Origin of the sequence: Lactobacillus sp. wkB8, assembly GCF_000761135.1 — a bacterium.
GTDB classification, from domain to species: domain Bacteria; phylum Bacillota; class Bacilli; order Lactobacillales; family Lactobacillaceae; genus Lactobacillus; species Lactobacillus helsingborgensis.
Genome location: NZ_CP009531.1, coordinates 1,009,699 through 1,027,398 on the forward strand (window position 1 = coordinate 1,009,699; position 17,700 = coordinate 1,027,398).

At 35.9% G+C, this 17,700-nt stretch carries 17 protein-coding genes; 3 read left to right on the plus strand and 14 right to left on the minus strand.

Annotation, left to right across the window (positions count from 1 at the left end; all coding sequences use genetic code 11):
- Positions 1-279 precede the first annotated feature (279 nt).
- From pepT to LACWKB8_RS04740, 4 genes are all read right to left on the minus strand, one after another.
- Complete coding sequence (gene pepT / locus LACWKB8_RS04725) at positions 280-1,521, minus strand: peptidase T (protein WP_038522713.1); 1,242 nt, start codon at positions 1,519-1,521, stop codon at positions 280-282.
- Between the two features lie 13 nt (positions 1,522-1,534).
- Positions 1,535-2,332 carry a Nif3-like dinuclear metal center hexameric protein gene (locus LACWKB8_RS04730; RefSeq protein ID WP_038522716.1) on the minus strand — a complete coding sequence of 266 codons (798 nt, stop codon included), beginning with the start codon at positions 2,330-2,332 and terminating at the stop codon, positions 1,535-1,537.
- On the minus strand, positions 2,325-3,008 hold the full coding sequence (locus tag LACWKB8_RS04735; protein ID WP_038522718.1) for a class I SAM-dependent methyltransferase: 684 nt from the start codon (positions 3,006-3,008) through the stop codon (positions 2,325-2,327). Before LACWKB8_RS04735 ends, LACWKB8_RS04730 begins: the two co-directional genes overlap by 8 nt.
- A 71-nt stretch (positions 3,009-3,079) precedes the next feature.
- Positions 3,080-4,669, minus strand: a complete 1,590-nt coding sequence (locus tag LACWKB8_RS04740) for an ABC transporter ATP-binding protein (RefSeq protein ID WP_038522720.1) — start codon at positions 4,667-4,669, stop codon at positions 3,080-3,082.
- A gap of 180 nt (positions 4,670-4,849) precedes the next feature.
- On the opposite strand from LACWKB8_RS04740, the gene LACWKB8_RS04745 reads away from it, so the two are divergent.
- Complete coding sequence (locus tag LACWKB8_RS04745; RefSeq protein ID WP_038522723.1) at positions 4,850-5,290, plus strand: 8-oxo-dGTP diphosphatase; 441 nt, start codon at positions 4,850-4,852, stop codon at positions 5,288-5,290.
- Positions 5,291-5,302: 12 nt separating this feature from the next.
- Positions 5,303-6,535 carry a CPBP family intramembrane glutamic endopeptidase gene (locus LACWKB8_RS04750; protein ID WP_038522726.1) on the plus strand — a complete coding sequence of 411 codons (1,233 nt, stop codon included), beginning with the start codon at positions 5,303-5,305 and terminating at the stop codon, positions 6,533-6,535.
- Between the two features lie 46 nt (positions 6,536-6,581).
- On the opposite strand, the gene rpoD is transcribed toward LACWKB8_RS04750, so the two are convergent.
- From rpoD to rpsU, 10 genes are all read right to left on the minus strand, one after another.
- A complete protein-coding gene (rpoD, locus tag LACWKB8_RS04755; RefSeq protein ID WP_038522729.1) occupies positions 6,582-7,703 on the minus strand; it encodes an RNA polymerase sigma factor RpoD in 1,122 nt (373 codons plus the stop codon).
- A 13-nt stretch (positions 7,704-7,716) separates the two neighbouring features.
- Entirely contained in the window at positions 7,717-9,525 is a 1,809-nt protein-coding gene (dnaG, locus tag LACWKB8_RS04760; protein WP_038522732.1) for a DNA primase, read from the minus strand.
- A 14-nt stretch (positions 9,526-9,539) separates the two neighbouring features.
- Positions 9,540-11,606: a glycine--tRNA ligase subunit beta gene (glyS, locus tag LACWKB8_RS04765; protein ID WP_038522734.1), complete on the minus strand. Its 2,067-nt coding sequence runs from the start codon at positions 11,604-11,606 to the stop codon at positions 9,540-9,542.
- Complete coding sequence (gene glyQ / locus LACWKB8_RS04770) at positions 11,599-12,516, minus strand: glycine--tRNA ligase subunit alpha (RefSeq protein ID WP_038522737.1); 918 nt, start codon at positions 12,514-12,516, stop codon at positions 11,599-11,601. Before glyQ ends, glyS begins: the two co-directional genes overlap by 8 nt.
- 243 nt (positions 12,517-12,759) lie before the next feature.
- The gene (gene recO, locus LACWKB8_RS04775; protein ID WP_038522740.1) at positions 12,760-13,515 is read right to left on the minus strand and encodes a DNA repair protein RecO; all 756 of its coding nucleotides are present in this window, start codon (positions 13,513-13,515) and stop codon (positions 12,760-12,762) included.
- On the minus strand, positions 13,516-14,424 hold the full coding sequence (gene era, locus LACWKB8_RS04780) for a GTPase Era (protein ID WP_038522743.1): 909 nt from the start codon (positions 14,422-14,424) through the stop codon (positions 13,516-13,518).
- Complete coding sequence (gene ybeY / locus LACWKB8_RS04785; RefSeq protein WP_038522746.1) at positions 14,424-14,948, minus strand: rRNA maturation RNase YbeY; 525 nt, start codon at positions 14,946-14,948, stop codon at positions 14,424-14,426. The genes era and ybeY overlap by 1 nt, the downstream gene beginning before the upstream one ends.
- A complete protein-coding gene (locus tag LACWKB8_RS04790; protein ID WP_038522748.1) occupies positions 14,948-15,904 on the minus strand; it encodes a PhoH family protein in 957 nt (318 codons plus the stop codon). The genes ybeY and LACWKB8_RS04790 overlap by 1 nt, the downstream gene beginning before the upstream one ends.
- A gap of 24 nt (positions 15,905-15,928) precedes the next feature.
- On the minus strand, positions 15,929-16,372 hold the full coding sequence (locus LACWKB8_RS04795; protein ID WP_038522751.1) for a GatB/YqeY domain-containing protein: 444 nt from the start codon (positions 16,370-16,372) through the stop codon (positions 15,929-15,931).
- Positions 16,373-16,512: 140 nt separating this feature from the next.
- Positions 16,513-16,689: a 30S ribosomal protein S21 gene (gene rpsU, locus LACWKB8_RS04800; RefSeq protein WP_009560161.1), complete on the minus strand. Its 177-nt coding sequence runs from the start codon at positions 16,687-16,689 to the stop codon at positions 16,513-16,515.
- Between the two features lie 177 nt (positions 16,690-16,866).
- Between rpsU and LACWKB8_RS04805 the strand changes: the two genes are divergently transcribed.
- Entirely contained in the window at positions 16,867-17,694 is an 828-nt protein-coding gene (locus LACWKB8_RS04805) for a pyruvate, water dikinase regulatory protein (RefSeq protein WP_038522756.1), read from the plus strand.
- Positions 17,695-17,700 lie beyond the last annotated feature (6 nt).

Here is a 17,700-nt window from a genome sequence, read left to right on the forward strand (position 1 = left end):
CTAATATAATAAAATAAGTAAATGATAATGGCAAGTGCATCTTTACAAAAAATCTTAGAATTATTTAAGTGTTCCACAATACGTCCAAAAAATCTTAAAAAAACAAAAAAAGCGCATAAAACCATTTTTGACAATGATTTTATACGCTTTTTCTTGTCTTTGTATTAGTTGTGCATAATTTTACTAACTTTTTGATAGCTTATTTATCTTTATTACAGCAGCTTTTAGCCCTTTATTTATTTTTAATTATGGGAGTTATAAATAGTCAGTTTTGTTTCACTACTTGTTATCAGCAGCATTCATTTGCACCATTTTTATCATGACATCTACAGCTTTTGCCATGGATTCCAGTACTGTGTACTCGAAGCGTCCGTGCATGTTTTCTTGACCAGAGAACAGATCCGGACAAGGTAAACCTCTATATGTCAGAAGTGAACCATCTGTCCCTCCCCTTACGGGGTCTTCATTGATGGTTAAACCTTCAGCTTGATATGCTTTTCTCGCTAAATTAACAATTTCCATGTGATCTTTAAGAATATCAGCCATATTGTAATATTGATCTCTCATGTTAAGCTTAATTCTTTCTGTGCCGAATTCCTTATTCATTTGATTGACAATAGCTCTGACTCTATTTTTACGATCTTCAAGACCATCTCTCTCAAAGTCGCGCACGATGTATTCCATTTGGGCGTTGTCTACTGTACCAGTAAAGTTGGTCAGATGATAAAAGCCTTCTCTTCCAGCCGTCTTTTCAGGAACTTCGTTTTGCGGAAGTTGATTTTGGAAGTTAATACCAACCTGGATAGCATTGATCATCTGATCTTTAGCCACTGAAGGATGCACATTTACTCCTTGAATATCAAGCGTAAAAGTAGCAGCAGAAAAAGTGCCCCAATCTAACTTACCTGGAGCCCCGCCATCGACTGTGAAAGCAAAATCAGCACCAAATTCTTTGATATCAAAATGCTGAGCACCCATACCGATTTCTTCATCAGGAGTAAAACCAAAGCGAATCTTGCCGTGTTTGATTTCTGGGTGGTTTAACAAATATTCTGCCACAGTAACTAATTCTGCTACGCCACATTTGTCATCCCCGCCCAGCAAAGTGTCACCAGATGCTGTAATGATAGTCTGTCCCGCATATTTCTTTAAGTTGGGAAACTCGGCCGGATCCAAATAAAAATTAGAGTCGCCTAATTGAATTTTAGATTTACCGTCATAATTTTCATGAACTTGCGGCTTAACATTTTCGGCATTAAAGTCTGCGGTATCACAGTGTGCTAAAAGTCCCATTACAGGAACATCATAATCTACATTAGCTGGAATTTCGGCAATAACACAGCCTGATTTCTGATTATAATGCACATCAGATAAGCCTAATTTTTCTAGGTCAGGTAGAATAACTTCTTTTTGAAAGACTTCTTGGCGTTCAGTTGAAGGGAAACGATCTGAATGTTCATCTGAGCGTGAATTGACTTTGACATATTTTAAAAATCTTGGCAATAAATTTGGATATTTCATTTTTTCTCCTTACCTAAAATAAATCTTGAAATGGATTGGTTGAAACTTTTGATTCTGCGACTTGGACATCCCATGAATTTTCTTCATTCCACCGCACTAATTTCTGGTAAATTTTTTCTTTAAAAATCTTTTCAGTATAGTGTCCCGGATCAACGACTGTTAAACCCGCTGAAATCATATCATGGCCTGTATGATAATAAACATCGGCAGTAATAAAAGCATCAATTTTTTCTGCTACAGCTTCAGGCCAGTATTTACCGCCATCACCGCAAATAAAACAAACAGATGAAATAGTTTGCTTATTATCAGCAGTAATTAATCTTACCATTTTTACCTGCATCTTGTCTTTAACATAATAGGCAAAGTCTTGAGCAGACAGTGGTTGCGGCAATCTGCCTTTGCGTCCAATTGCAATGCCATCTTCATCAGGACAAAAAGGTTCAATGTCTTTTAAGCCTAATTCTTCGGCCTGCCAATCACTAGAGCCATCATCTGCTTTATCTGAGTTAGTGTGGATAGAATAGACTGTTATTCCATGAGCAATAATTTTGCCATACATGGCATATTGCGGATTTGCAAAATTCAGATTTGGCGCCGGTCGGAACATTAGCGGATGATGACTGATAATTAAATCAACTCCATTTTGCACTGCTTCGTCAACTACTTGTGGTCTAACATCTAACGTTGTCAATATTTTAGTGACATTCTGCTCAAGAGAACCTATTTGGATACCAACTGGATCACCCTTGCTGGCAATTTCTTCGGGAAAATGCTGCTTTAAAACAGCTACTACTTCTTTAACTTTAGTCATTTAACTCCCCTTCAATCATTTTTATTTCATCTTCAATTTGCCTGATATGTGCCCTATCTTTTTCTTGTGCTTTATTTAAATTAGACAGCAGCCTCTGATGATAGGCTAATTGATCCTGCCATTTTTGATAAAAAACCTGATTTTTTTCTTTTAGTATTTCTGGGCCAAAAAATATTTGCCGGTCAGTTAACCTAATAGTACTTTCCACCTCTTGTGCCTTAATCAGCTCATATATATGCCCGGCTTCAGCGATAATTTTTTCATCAATAATTTGATACTTATGTGTTGAAAGCCATTCACGCACACCAGGTTCGCCTACATTAGGTTCCAAAATTAAAGTCGTAAAATGAAAATTTTCTGACCAAGCTTCATCTAAAATATTGGTCATTAATTTACCACCCATACCAGCAATTACTACTGTATCAATTCTGTCTTGGGCGCTAACTGTTTCAAGACCGGATCCCAGACGGGTTTCAATTTTGTCTTTTAAGCCGGCCGCAACGATATCTTTTTCCGCATTTTGTAAGGGACCGTCTGCTACGTCACTGGCAATAGCATAATCAACTTTACCCTCTTTTACTAATTGGATTGGTAAATAAGCGTGATCTGTTCCGATGTCAGCAATTCGGGCTCCTTGATCAACCATTTGTGCTAAAGTACTTAATCGTAAATTCATCTTTATCCTACTTTCTTTATAATAGAATTTTAGCATAATGCTTTTTATAAGATAAAAATAAAATAACGAATTTAGTTACTCTTATTATTAGTTTCTAAATCAATCTGGCGGTCAAACATGCTTACCTCGTCTTTAGCTATGTGATGAGCAACTTCAATCACTGTTCCGGGAAATTCTTTTAAGAAAGCGGCGTGGATTTTTTGAGACAATTTTGTGTCCAATGAGGAAGTAGCTTCGTCTGCTAACAAAATTTGTCTTTGCTTAAGCAGTGCGCGAGCAATTTCTATGCGCTGATTTTGCCCTCCTGACAAATTTTCACCTCCAAGACCAACTTGATACTGATACCCTTTTTTTCTGACCAGTTCTTCTAGGCCAGCTTTAAAAACCGCCTTATTCAGTTCTTGTTTGGTAACCTTTTGCCCTAAAGTAATATTGTATTCAATCGTATCATTTAATATAAACGGTTGTTGATTGATTAAAGCAAAGAGTTCATGGTCTTTATTCCAATTGCCATTAGCTTTTTCTCCATTTATCAGATAGGTGCCTGAATCCAGCTTATATTTTCCTAGCAAGACTTTGAGCAAGGTTGATTTTCCCCAACCCGAAGGAGCTTGTAATAATATTTTTTCGCCCTGTTTGATTACCAAATTTACATTTTGAAAAATAGTTTGCTTATCAAAATGGATTGTGGCATTAGTTAAACTCAAATTATTGAAAACTGGAATTGAACTATTATCGCTTGTTTGTTTTGGTCTTTTATACTTTTGTATTTTTATAAATTTAGCCCAAATGGGAGTAGTCGTTTTAATATCATTAGCACACATAAAAATATTAACTAGCGGGTTTACGAAATTATTCGATAGCTGCACAATCATCATAAAAGTACTCAAGGTAATATTTCCTATAGTTATAAAATAAACTCCGACGCTAAATGGGATAATCATGCCAAAACAGTATGCAGCAAAAGATTTTAACTCATTGGCTATGCCCTTAGCTAAATTCGTTGATTGTAACGCGTTCTCCATTTTGCGAGCGCTTGTTATTAAGCGCTGAGCAATAGAATTTTCTGAATTATATAAAGAAAAAATAGTTGAGCCGTTAATTGTTTCAGTAACGGTAGCGGTATAATTACTATTTGCTTTTTCCCATTTTTTAGAATTAGCAGAAATTTTTTTACCGGCAAAATTTTGCACTAACGCCGGAATTATTGCTGCAACAAAAAAGATCAGGGAGATAAACCAAGATGCAATCACTGCAGTGATAATAGCAGTCAAAAATTTTAGGATGTAATTAACAATTTTTAATTCGGCTACAACTTTGCTGGTCTCAATTTGTTTAAGGTCGTTAGTCATAAATGACGTATCAAGATTAGCTTGATCATTAATATCAACGATCTGATCGGTTGCTATCTCTTTAATTTTGATGTTGATATCATGGATCAAATTTAAAAAGGAATATTGAAATAGTATTCCAATTATACAGAAAATAATTAATCCGCTAATAGCGAATATAGTTAATCCGGGCAAGTTTCCCGTAGGCTTTTCAGCAAAGGAGATGAATACTTTTAAAAGATAAGCTAAAAATACTGATTGAAATGAATCAAGAATTGAAATAAATAGAAAAAGAAAAAGTTTCCATTTCTTTGCATATTTGAGAGCCATGTTATCCTCCTAAAACTTAAAATAGTATTACAAGTATAATGGAACGAATTAATAAAAGCCACAAAATTTCTGGTCTAATTTAAATTTGCTGGCAAAAAAGTGAGAAAATTTTTCTTTTTCTTTCTAAATCGCTATTTTATAATTGATAATAAGATTTAAAAGAAAGAGATTTTTTACTTAATGGATAGAACTGAACCAGTTACTTTAACGAATATGTGTATGATTAAAAAAGACAATAATATCTTAGTTTTGGATCGCAATGACCCCTATTGGCCAGGACTTACTTTTCCAGGAGGCCATGTTGAAGATCATGAATCTTTTCATGACTCAGTGGTGCGAGAAGTTAAGGAAGAAACAAATTTAGATATTAAGAACCCGCGTCTATGTGGTATTAAGCAATTCTATGATGAAAACGATCACCGTTATCTCGTTCTTTTTTACATAGCGACTGAATTTACCGGTACAGTCAAAGCATCAAGGGAAGGTGAATTGACGTGGATGACTGAGGAAGAACTTTTGCAACATAGGTTAGCTTATAATTTTGACCGCGACTTACTGGTGTTTTTTAATGAAGAAATTGGTGAACATATATTAGACGGTCAGCGGGATGAATTATTCTAAGGAGAATTTGAAATGCTTTCTGAACAAGCAATAAAGCGTTGGCATCTAGGACAAATAATAGTCCAAGAAATTCTGATCATTGTGGCACTTGTGCTATTTTTAAAAATCAAACCTCTGGCCAAAAGTAAAATTGGGGCAATGGTAGTTCTGCCAGTTTTGTTTATACTAATACTTCTACAACTAACACTCCTACACGAAAAACATCCTGCACGAAAATTAGTCCAATTTAATCATTATTTTCAAGCTGCTAACATCCAAATATGTTTTTTAGTACTTCTCACAATCGGAGCAAGTTTTATCAAAGTTTTAAATACTAAGAACCTTATCTGGTTATTAATTCCACTTACTTTGTACGAACTAGTTATGTTAGTTCCTATGGCAGAACTGGCCTGGGGAAAGATAAGTAGTGTGATTGGGCAAATCATAACTTTATTATTATTCTCAAGTCTGATAGTTGCTATTTTAGAAATGTTGACTATGTATTGCTACCCTTCTTGGCTACAAATGCTAAATAAAACTGAAATTACCGGTGCAATTTGTTTTGTCATCACTTCAGTAGTCGCCATGAATAAATGGGGCTATCAAACTCCCGGCTTGAGATTGAGTTCAAGAGCTAAATATGCAGTTCTGGGTTTTATCGCTTTATTTATTATTATTGACTGCTTGTTTAATGCTTTTAATGTGGCAGATAACTGGGGACAACTGCTTACGAGCTGGGATTTTCAGATCACTACGAAGCATATAATAAAGTTCATTTGCGAAGGCATAGCAGCTGGTATAGCTGAAGAATGGTTGATGCGTTTTTGTGTTTTAAACATCTTACTTAAAACTTTTAAAAATGCGCAACATCAAATCTTATGGTCGGTTGTATTAGACGGTTTAATCTTTGGAGCACTTCATATTGTTAACCTGATAGAGCAGCCAATACCGGCCACAATTTTACAAATGATTAATGCAAGTGTAGCTGGTATTACTTTTGCAGCAATTTATCTTTATACTGGGTCTTTTTTCATAAATATGGGCTATCATGCAGTTTTTGATATTCTAGCTTTCTTGGCTTCCGGTACCACGACCATGACTAATCCCACTGTTTTTGAATGGCAGTATTTGATCTTAACAACCCTAGCTTATCTGGCTTTTTCATTTTTCTTATTGTCAGGTAAACGCAAAAATGTTGTTGAATACAACATGGAGCAACGGGGATTAGCTGATAATTATGGAGTTTACGGCTTAAACTTTAAATAATAAAAAAGACAAGATTTTTTGAAATCTTGTCTTTTTGTTTAGCTATTTAATCTAAGAAATCACGTAGTTGATTTGATCTACTTGGATGACGTAATTTACGCAAAGCCTTTGCTTCAATCTGACGGATCCGCTCTCTTGTAACTCCAAATACTTTTCCAACTTCTTCTAGAGTTCTAGTGCGACCGTCATCTAAGCCAAAGCGTAACCTCAAAACATTCTCCTCGCGATCAGTTAAAGTATCAAGAACTTCTTCTAATTGTTCTTTGAGCATTTCATAAGAAGCATGTTGTTCAGGACTAGTTGCATCTTTATCCTTGATAAAGTCACCTAAGTGAGAGTCATCTTCTTCTCCAATAGGAGTTTCCAAAGATACCGGTTCTTGAGCGATTTTCAAAATGTCGCGAACTTTAGCAGTAGGCATATCCATTTCGGCTCCAATTTCTTCTGGAGTTGGTTCGCGTCCTAAATCCTGCAATAGTTGTCTTTGAATCCTAATTAACTTATTGATAGTTTCAACCATGTGAACTGGAATTCTAATAGTTCTGGCTTGGTCGGCAATAGCACGTGTAATTGCTTGCCTAATCCACCAAGTGGCATAGGTTGAAAATTTGAAACCTAAACTGTAATCAAACTTATCTACGGCTTTCATCAGTCCCATGTTGCCTTCTTGGATCAGATCTAAAAATGACATGCCACGACCAACATAACGCTTTGCAATCGAAACTACCAAACGCAAGTTAGCTTCAGCTAATTCTTGTTTAGCTTCTTCGTCACCTTTTTCAATCCTTTTTGCCAAAGAAATTTCCTGATCAGCATTTAGTAATGGTACCCTACCAATTTCTTTAAGATACATTCTGACAGGATCATTCATTCTAACGCTCGAAGGCGCAGACATATCCTTTAATTCAGCTTTTTCAACATCTTTTTGTTTCTTCAAAGCTAAACTAGAAGGATTGCCCTTTTCATCAACGATACTAATCCCGTTATCTTCGAATTCCTGAACGAGTTGGTCGACTGCCTTTCCTTGGAGTTTATAAGGCTTAATCAATCGATCAACAAATTCATCTTCGGTAATTGATTTATCTTTTTTAACTTCTTTAACAACTTTTTTGACCATCTTATCTAAAGATAATTGCTCGTTGTTCTCAGTCTTTTTATTCTCTGCCACAATAAGCCCCCCTTTAACCCTGAATTCTCTTTAACTGCAAAATTTTACGAGTAATACTTATTATTTCATCATTATCTGCTTTACGTTTCGCGTCTTGTAAATCACCCATCAGTTGTTGGAGCTGCACTTTAATTTTTCGCATGTTTAAAGCATTAATTTGCTCATCAATTTCGCGGTCTGAAAAATCCTGAGGCATGTCCGTCATTTCAGCATTTATTATTATACCTTGAAGTTCGTTAGGAATAAAATCTAAAAAACTATTAACTGCCGGATTTTCTTGATTTTCACTAAAATTTAACCATAATTCCGCTAATTTTTGATAATTTGGATCAGGAAATAAAAATTGATGTGCTAAAAGATATTCTCGTGCATGATCAGAATGAATGAATAAGTATAATAAGCGCGTTTGAACCGGGTCATTTATTGTACTAGTTTGTTCATCTTCAATTGGAGCATCAGGATAATCATTAATTGGTTCAGGTTCCAGCGGAACAGGATTACCCTGATGTCTCTTTGCCGTATTTTGCTGCCTACGATACTTTGTCAAATTAACCTTAAGCGAATCTATTGAAACACTTTGTTCTTTAGCTATTTTGTTTAAGTACAAATCTTGTTCAACTGGATTTGATAATTGTGCAATTTCTTTGGTTGCTTCATCAAGATATGCTAATTTTTCGCGATCGTTAGCTAAATTATATTTTTGTGCTAGTCTTTTAAGGAAGAAGTCCGTTGGGGTTAGTGCACCCTTAATTTCATCTTGGTATTTCTCGATACCATATTTTTTAACATACTCGTCCGGGTCCAGTTTTTCAGGTAAAACCACAATCCCTAAATTAAAGCCGCCAACTTGATTAAACATCTTAGCAGCACGTTCTTCGGCATGGATGCCAGGATCATCCCCGTCATAATTAATAATTATATTATTGGTAATCCTGCGTAACATATATATTTGCTGATCAGTCAGGCTGGTTCCCATTGAGGCAATACCTGATTTAATACCGGCTTTATAAGCCGCAATGACATCCATATAACCTTCATATAAAATCAAATGCTTTTCACTGCGAGCCGCTTTTTTAGCTTCTGCAAAATGGAAAAGTGTCTCAGACTTAGTAAATATCTTTGTTTCTGGACTGTTGATATATTTAGCTTCAGTTTTATCTGTTGAAAGACGTCTTCCCGAAAAACCAACAACATAGTCCCCTTCATTACAGAGAGGAAACATCAGCCTGTCTCTAAAGCGATCGAATAATTCTCCAGCTTGCGACTGTACAAACAACCCGGAATTAAGCAAATCTTCGTCTTGATAATCATGTCCCCGTAGATATGTTAATAACAAGTTATCTTGCTTAGGCGCATAGCCAATCCTAAAGTGATTGATAATTTCGTTATTCAAATCGCGGCTTTGCGCATATTCCAGACCGCGCTTTCCCGCATTAGTCGAAACTAGTACCCGATGATAAAAATCAGCAGCTTCTTCATTTATTTTGATCAAAATATTGGAAAACCGTGGTCTCTTTTGAGTGTATTCTCCAATATCAATATGAGCAAAGTCGGCAACCTTTTGGACACTTTCCGGGAACGTTAAATTTTCCTTGTACATGAGGAAGGAAAACACATTTCCCCCTTTGCCACAACCAAAACACTTAAAGAACTGTTTACCTTCATTCACTGTAAAAGAAGGAGTTTTTTCTTGATGAAATGGACAAAGTCCAACATAATCTTTACCCTTCTTTTCGAGTGAAACATATTGGCTTATAACATTAACTATATTGACGTTATTACGTACTTTGGCAATTGTTTCCTCGGGAATCAGACCAGCCATATTGCCACCTACTTTTATTTAATAACTAGCTTGCTTAAATCACCAAGACGATTGGCTAATTGTGCCACGCTATTCAACTGTGCCAAACGATTATTTTTAACTGCTTCGTCCTTAGCCATAATCATATTAGTATCAAAATATAAGTCAATTACGGGTTGCAATTTAACAAAACCATCATAAAGAGCTGCAAGGTCATTGACTTTGCTTAGTTTCTCAACCCCATTAGCCAGTTCAGTTTCTGTTTCGTTATCAAACAAGTCACTTTTGACCTCATTTTGACCTTTGTATTTGGCTTTCTTTAAAATATTATTGATTCTAGTCAAGCTTTCAACTACTGGTTTGAATTTATCATCATCATGATGCAATTGCAAAACTTTTGCTGCAGCGAGGATTTGAATAGGATCTTGCTGGCTTGAAGCCAAAACGGCATCAATAATATCATATTTATAATTATTTTTCTGTAAATATTGGTTAATTCGATCTCGAATAAATGATGAAATTTGTTCTTCTTGTTCGGCTGTCTTAGGCAATTTGGCAGGAGTTTTCTTTTCCAAAGCGGATACGATTTCCGGTAAGACTTCGTTAAACGGCAATGACCATTTTTGCTCTAATAAAATTCGGACAATACCATAAGCATAGCGCCGCAGTGCATAAGGATCATTTGAGGAACTCGGAATCATTCCTGCTGCAAAGAAGGTAATGATTGTATCTAATTTATCGGCGACTGATAATAATGAGCCAACGGTAGTGGCTGGTAATTTTCCTTCTGAAGTCGTAGGCATATAGTGTTCTTCTATTGCCTCAGCCACATCATCTTTTTCACCGGCAAGCTTAGCATAATGCTTACCCATCACACCTTGAAGTTCAGCAAATTCACCCACCATTTGGGTGACAAGGTCAAATTTATACAGCTGGCTAGCACGGTCAAAATCCTTAATCGTTTGTGCATCTAAGTTCCACTTATTTGCCAAATAATCACCAATAATTTGTACTCGCTTCATTTTCTCAGACATGGAGCCGATTTTATCGTGGAATGAAACGTTATCTAACTTTTGTACAAAATGACTGAGTGGGTATTTACGATCCTCATCATAAAAGAATTGGGCATCATCTAGGCGAGCAACTAAAACTTTCTCATTGCCCGAAACCACATTTTCCAAATAGTCTTTGTTACCGTTGCGGACAGAGATAAAGTGATTAATCAGTTCACCATTTTGATCATAAACTTCAAAGTAACGTTGGTTGTCTTTCATAGAAGTAATCAGAACTTCTTGCGGCATTTGCAAATAACTTTTAGCAAACGATCCTGCAAAGACAGTCGGGTATTCGACTAAATTCGTCACTTCTTCAAGTAAGCTCTTGTCTGGTTTAATTTGCCAGTTGTTCTTTTTAACGAGCTTATTCATTTGGTCTATGATCATATTACGACGTTTAGTAGCGTCTACAATTACAAATTGATCTTTTAAAGCATCTTCATAATCGGAACTGTTAGCTAGAACAACACTATCTCCGAGAAAGCGGTGACCCTCAGTTTTACGACCAGCAGTAATATCAAGAATTTTTACAGGCACTACTTCGTTGCCAAATAATGACACAAGCCAGTGAATAGGACGCACAAATTCAAAGTCGTTTGAATCCCAGCGCATTTTTGTAGGAAAAGTCATTGCTTTAACAATTTCGCTCATCCCCAAAAGAATAGAACTGGTTTTTTTACCTTCTTTCTGCACATGAACATAAGCATATTCGGTACCTTTTAATTCTTCAAAGTAAATATCATCTGTTGTCATTCCTTGACCACGGGCAAAGCCTTGTGCAGCCTTAGTCCAGTTTTTATCTTGATCAAGAGCTATTTTTTTAGCGGGGCCTTTTTTAATTTCATCAATATCATCTTGTTTTTCAGCTAATTCTTCCACTAAGATGGTCAATCTGCGGGGCGTCGAAAAAGTCTTAACACATTTAAATTTTAAGCCATTTTCTTTAAGAAACTTCTGTGTTCTGTCCGCTAGTTGCTTAACACTACGTTCAACAACGTGTGCCGGCATTTCCTCTGTGCCAATTTCAAATAAATAATCTTTAGCCATTTTCTAATCCCGCCTTCTTATCTTCTGCGTTCTTCAACAACGGAAATCCCCTTTTTTCACGTTCTTCTACAAAGCACACTGCTACTTCATGAGCCAAATTTCTAATTCTGGCTAAATAGCCAGCCCGTTCGGTAACAGAAACTGCACCTCTGGCATCAAGTAAGTTAAAAGTATGAGAACATTTCAGGATATAATCATACGCTGGCTGAACTAAATTTAATTTAATTAATTCTTTTGCAGTTCTTTCGTAAACATCAAAAAACTGCAATAAATCTTTTTGATTAGATTCTTCAAAAGCATATTTCGAATTCTCATATTCTGCTTCTTTAAAAATATCGCGATATAAGACTCCGTCTCCCCACTCCAAGTCAAAGACAGAATTAACGTCTTGAATGTATGAAGCAAGCCGTTCTACACCATAGGTAATTTCACTCATTGTTGGTTTAACATCAAGTTCACCTACGACTTGGAAATAAGTAAATTGACTGACTTCCATGCCATCAAGCCAAACTTCCCAACCAACACCGGCACAGCCCATAGAAGGATTTTCCCAATTATCTTCCACAAAGCGAATATCGTGTTCAAGCGGATTAATTCCTAGCTCTTTTAAGCTATCAAGGTAATATTGTTGAATGTCTTCAGGAGCAGGTTTGATGACTACTTGAAATTGATGGTGTTGGAATAATCTATTAGGGTTGTCGCCATACCTACCATCAGCAGGCCGACGTGAAGGCTCAACATAACAAGCAGCCCAGGGTTCTGGTCCAACAGCACGTAAAAAGGTATAGGGACTCATAGTACCAGCGCCTTTTTCAACATCATAAGAAGGCATTACCATACAGCCCTTTGAGGACCAAAACTTTTCCAACTTAAAAATCATATCTTGAATAGTTAATTTTTTATTTGCCATTTGTATTTCCTTCCTGCATTAGACCATAAAAAAAGCCTATGCAAAACATGCATAGGGACGAGATTCAGTCGCGGTTCCACCCTAATTCAGGAAATAATTCCTGCTCTTAATTCATTTAGCTAGAGGTGCCTTTTCCTAGGTGCTCTTACACTATACAGCACTCGCTTATCTAGTACTTTTTTTATCCTCATCATTGCCAAAATACATTATTATTTTATCATAAAAAGCATGCAACCTAAAGGCTTAGTCCATTAATTTCAATTCATCTAAAAATTTTTTAGTTTTAAGATTAATGTCAATTGTATCTTGATAGATACGGTCAATTGCTTTTCGTGTCGCCTTTTTGGTAGAGTTATTAATTTTAATGCTGCCTAAGTGTTCAAACGGAAGCAAAAATATTGTCCTTAAAACAGCAACTTCTTTCGGCTTTAAGTGCATGCGACCTGGATCAGTATAAAAATGTTTTTTACACAAAATACCGCCATTTTTAATTGAGTAATCAAACTCTCCTTGATCTTGACCGCAAATAACACAATGCCGCAATTCAGGTTCAACTCCAAATGCTGCTAAAAGCTGCATCTGGACTATTTGGGTAATCATTTCAGGATCGGTACCACTTGCAATTTTTTGCAATGCGAATTTGGTCAAATCATAATACTTACCCAAATTTTGATATTCCATAAAAGCGTGGTCAACCAAATCTAAAATAAAAGAAGCATAAGCATTTTTAATCAGATCATCGTATAGCCCGTCAAACTGCTTAACATTTTTATAAGTTCTTAAAGTACTTAATCCATGCCCAGAAAAATATACAACATAAGTTCCATAAGAAAAATTTAGTAATGCAGCTCCTAATTTAGACTTCGGCTTAAGTGCACCATGTGCAAGCATAGTAAATATACCATTTTTTTCTGTTATGATTTTTGCTAACAGGTCTGCATCATGATATTTTTGTCTCTTAAAAATTATGCCTTCTACTTCCTTTAGCTCACGCACCATTTACGTAAAATCCTTTGGATTGTAGCCAATTCGCCTTAAAAATTGCGGGTCTGAACGCCAATTACGTTGGACTTTAACCCATAAATGCAGATTGACCTTCTCACCCAATAAATCTTCAATTTGACGTCGTGAATTAATACCGATCTGCTTGAGCATTTTGCCGCCTTTGCCGATAATAATCCCCTTTTGACCACTTTTTTCGACATAAATAGTAGCCTCAATTTGAAGTTTATTATTCTCGTGCTTATTCATTTGCTCAACCCAAACCGCTGCTGCGTGTGGTACTTCTTCTGCAGTTAATTTTAAAATTTGTTCGCGAATTAACTCAGCAACCATGAAATATTCTGGACGATCTGTTATTTGATCGGAACCAAAGTACTTTGGTCCTTCTGGCAAATATTGATGCAATACTTGCATTAAGTCGCTAATGCCGACACCCTGAGTTGCCGAAACAGGGAGAAATTCTTTAAAAATATTCAAATTGCGGTATTGATCAATAATTGGTAATAGTTCATTAGGATTTACTTGGTCTACTTTATTAATAAGAAGTATAACTGGTACTTTAACATCCTTGAGCATACTTGCTATATAAGCGTCACCTTTACCCATTTCTTCAGGTTCTACCATGAACAAAATGAAGTCAACATCTTTTAAGCTAGACAAGCTGGCTTTATCCATGTATTCATCTAAATTTAGGTGGGGCTTAAAAATTCCTGGAGTATCGACAAATATTGCTTGCATATCGTCAGTAGTCAAAATTCCTGAAATTTTATTACGTGTAGTTTGTGGTTTATTAGAAGTTATAGCAACTTTTTGACCAACCAAATAATTCATTAAAGTGGATTTACCAACATTAGGTCGACCTAATAATGCCACAAAACCAGATTTATTGTTATTATTTTCAACCATTATTTTCCTCTACCTTCATCAAGCTGGTTCGAATATAAGGGCAAGCCATATTCTTCTAATACCTGACCCTGAATTTTAAACATTTCTTTTGCTTCATTAGGTTCAATATGGTCAAAACCATTGAGGTGCAAAAAGCCATGTACTAAGGTATAGCCAAATTCACGATCCCAACCGGTGCCATATTCTTTGCTATGACGCTCAATTACGTCTGGACACATGAACAAATCTCCTATATCTTCATAAAAATCAGGGTCGGATTCAAAGGAACTAAAATCAATTAGTTCCTCACCATCTTCAATTGCAAAAGAAATAACATCAGTAGGTCTATCTTTACCGCGATATTTTTTATTAATTTCATTACTATGCTTTTCATCAACGAAATTAATGCTCAATTCCAGATTATTTTTCTTATTAATCTTATCTTTAGCAAGTAATAACAGCTGAAAGATCCAGTCTTTCCAATCACGCTCCTGGTTTGTTAAAAAACCAACTTCATCATTATAGGTAATATCAATTGGGGCCATTAATTCTGCTTTTCTTCCTTTTCATACGCATTAATAATTTTGGCAACTACAGGGTGACGCACAACATCATTTGCTGAGAACCAAATAAACTTAATCTGCTCAATCTTTTTCAAAATACGTTCGGCATCAATTAGGCCGCTACGCTGTCTTCCTGGCAGGTCAACTTGCGTCATATCGCCATTAACAATCATTTTGGAATTAAAACCAAGTCTGGTCAAAAACATTTTCATCTGAGCATCAGTGGTATTTTGCGCTTCATCTAAGATAACAAAAGCATCATCTAAAGTACGCCCCCGCATATAAGCTAAAGGAGCAACTTCAATTACACCACGTTCCATTAGATGGTCAGTAGTGTTAGTTCCCAGTATGGCATAGAGCGAATCATAAATAGGCCTTAAATAAGGATCAACTTTCTCTTTTAAATCACCGGGTAAAAAGCCCAAGGATTCCCCGGCTTCAACAGCAGGGCGAGTTAAAATTATTCTTGAAACTTCACCTTTTTTAAAAGCAGCAACTGCGCAGACTACCGCTATGAATGTTTTACCGGTACCAGCAGGACCAATACCAAATACCACATCATTTTTTTCAATTGCTTCAACATATCTTTTCTGTCCCATGTTTTTAACTCTAATCGGTTTGCCTTTAGCATCCCGAATTAAAATCTTTTTGTACAAGTCAGGAAAATATTCTGTTGTTCCCTTATCTGCCATTTTCATTGCACTTACAACATCGGCAGGACCGATATTAATATTTGCATTAACGACATTATCAAGAGCTTTTAAAACAGCTGAAATTTTTTTAATGTTGCCGTCTTCACCTTGAATAGCAATACTATTACCGGTGTCAACAACACTGGCATTATAGCCGGTTGACAAAAGATTTAAATTGTTATCATTAATACCAACTAATTTTTGGATATTCTCAGGATTTGTAGGTATAAAATTGGTTTGGGCCAAATAACTCTGCTCCTTTTCTTGCGCTTAACTTAGCTGATCACGCACTGCGGCCGAAGCTGCTTTTCCATCAGCTTTGCCCTTAATTTTAGGCATTAAAACTTTCATTACTTTGCCAAAATCTGACTTATCATGAGCGTTAACTTCAGCAATCGCTGAAGCCGCTGCTTCATTAAGTTCTTCCTTTGAAAGCTGCTTAGGTAAATAATCCTCAACAATTGCAAGCTCTTGCTTAGTTTCAGCAACTAGATCGTTTCTGTTTGCCTTGGCAAATTCTTTAATCGATTCTTCTCGTTGCTTCTTTTCACGGCTTAAAACTGTTAGTTCTTCTTCAGGAGTCAGATCATGACCTGCTTTAATTTTTTCATTCATTAATGCAGATTTAATCATGCGCACGGTGTTCAATTTGACTTTGTCACGTGCTTTCATTGCTTCTTTCATATCTGACATTATTTGTTCAGACAGACTCAAAAAAATTCCTTCTTTCTCAACAAAATCTAGCTAAATTATATCAAATTTGAGAGTGAGTTTAAATTAAATAAAACATTAAAATCAATTAATTGGACTAAATAAAAACGACTCCTATCTCAACGATAAAAGTCGCTTATAAATTAATAATGTCTACGTTTGCGAGCTGCTTCGGATTTTAGTTTCCTACGAACGCTAGGTTTTTCATAAAACTCGCGCTTGCGGTATTCCTGTAAAGTACCACTTCTAGAAACGGAACGTTTAAAACGACGAAGAGCATCATCAATAGACTCGTTTTCGTGAACGACTGTCTTGGCCATATGTGATCCCTCCTTCCATTTCTTGACGTTACCGTCATACATTTAACTAAATTATATCAAACATCAACAATCGGTCAATACAAACGTACAATATTTTTTAAAAAATCATTCAGGAAAAAGTTAATCTGTAAATGATTTTGGTTAAATTGTATAATTAAAGAAAAAAAGGAGCATACTATGGCTGAAGAAACACCAAAAAAAGAAGTTAACATTATTATAATTTCAGATTCTGCTGGAGATACCGCCTTTAACAATGCTGTAGCCGCCGCTGCTCAATTTCCCGATGCGCAAATTAATTATCGCAGATATCCTTTTATAATTAATAAAGAAAAATTAGAAGAAACATTTGCGGAAATTATAAAATACCCTAATCTATTAATTATTTACAGCTTGGTCAAGGATGAAATGCAGATTCCGGTTATTCGTTTTGTAAGAGAACACCAAGTTAAAAGTGTGGATATTCTATCACCAGCAATTGAATCCATCCAGGAATTGACCGGTCTTAAGCCGCAACAAAGAATTGGTGCCCAGCATAAAATGAACCAAAAATACTTTGATCGCATTTCTGCAATGGAGTTTGCGGTCATGTATGATGACGGTAAAGACCCTAAGGGCTTTTTAGAGGCCGATGTGGTACTTTTAGGAGTTTCAAGAACTTCCAAAACTCCCTTATCGCTTTTTTTAGCAAACAAAAATTTAAAAGTGGCTAATTTACCTTTGGTACCAGACACCCATATTCCTAAAGAAATTTATCAAATTGACCCTAAAAAAATTATTGGTTTGACAAATGACATTTCAGTATTAAATGAAATCAGGCGTGAAAGAATGATTTCTTATGGTCTAAATCCCGATACTTCCTATTCCAATGTTGATGCGATTATAAAAGAATTGGATTCGGCCCAAAAGCTTTATGATCAACTTGGCTGTTTTGTAATAAACGTTGCTCACCGCTCGATTGAGGAAACTGCAGCAATTATTATGAATCATTTAGGTGTTCAAAGTTAATTCTTT

Excerpts from the sequence above, each read along its gene's own strand:
- pepT (WP_038522713.1), bottom strand. The coding sequence starts at position 1,521 with ATGAAATATCCAAATTTATTGCCAAGATTTTTAAAATATGTCAAAGTC.
- LACWKB8_RS04730 (WP_038522716.1), bottom strand. The coding sequence starts at position 2,332 with ATGACTAAAGTTAAAGAAGTAGTAGCTGTTTTAAAGCAGCATTTTCCC.
- LACWKB8_RS04735 (WP_038522718.1), bottom strand. The coding sequence starts at position 3,008 with ATGAATTTACGATTAAGTACTTTAGCACAAATGGTTGATCAAGGAGCC.
- LACWKB8_RS04740 (WP_038522720.1), bottom strand. The coding sequence starts at position 4,669 with ATGGCTCTCAAATATGCAAAGAAATGGAAACTTTTTCTTTTTCTATTT.
- LACWKB8_RS04745 (WP_038522723.1), top strand. The coding sequence starts at position 4,850 with ATGGATAGAACTGAACCAGTTACTTTAACGAATATGTGTATGATTAAA.
- LACWKB8_RS04750 (WP_038522726.1), top strand. The coding sequence starts at position 5,303 with ATGCTTTCTGAACAAGCAATAAAGCGTTGGCATCTAGGACAAATAATA.
- dnaG (WP_038522732.1), bottom strand. The coding sequence starts at position 9,525 with ATGGCTGGTCTGATTCCCGAGGAAACAATTGCCAAAGTACGTAATAAC.
- glyS (WP_038522734.1), bottom strand. The coding sequence starts at position 11,606 with ATGGCTAAAGATTATTTATTTGAAATTGGCACAGAGGAAATGCCGGCA.
- glyQ (WP_038522737.1), bottom strand. The coding sequence starts at position 12,516 with ATGGCAAATAAAAAATTAACTATTCAAGATATGATTTTTAAGTTGGAA.
- recO (WP_038522740.1), bottom strand. The coding sequence starts at position 13,515 with ATGGTGCGTGAGCTAAAGGAAGTAGAAGGCATAATTTTTAAGAGACAA.
- era (WP_038522743.1), bottom strand. The coding sequence starts at position 14,424 with ATGGTTGAAAATAATAACAATAAATCTGGTTTTGTGGCATTATTAGGT.
- ybeY (WP_038522746.1), bottom strand. The coding sequence starts at position 14,948 with ATGGCCCCAATTGATATTACCTATAATGATGAAGTTGGTTTTTTAACA.
- rpsU (WP_009560161.1), bottom strand. The coding sequence starts at position 16,689 with ATGGCCAAGACAGTCGTTCACGAAAACGAGTCTATTGATGATGCTCTT.
- LACWKB8_RS04805 (WP_038522756.1), top strand. The coding sequence starts at position 16,867 with ATGGCTGAAGAAACACCAAAAAAAGAAGTTAACATTATTATAATTTCA.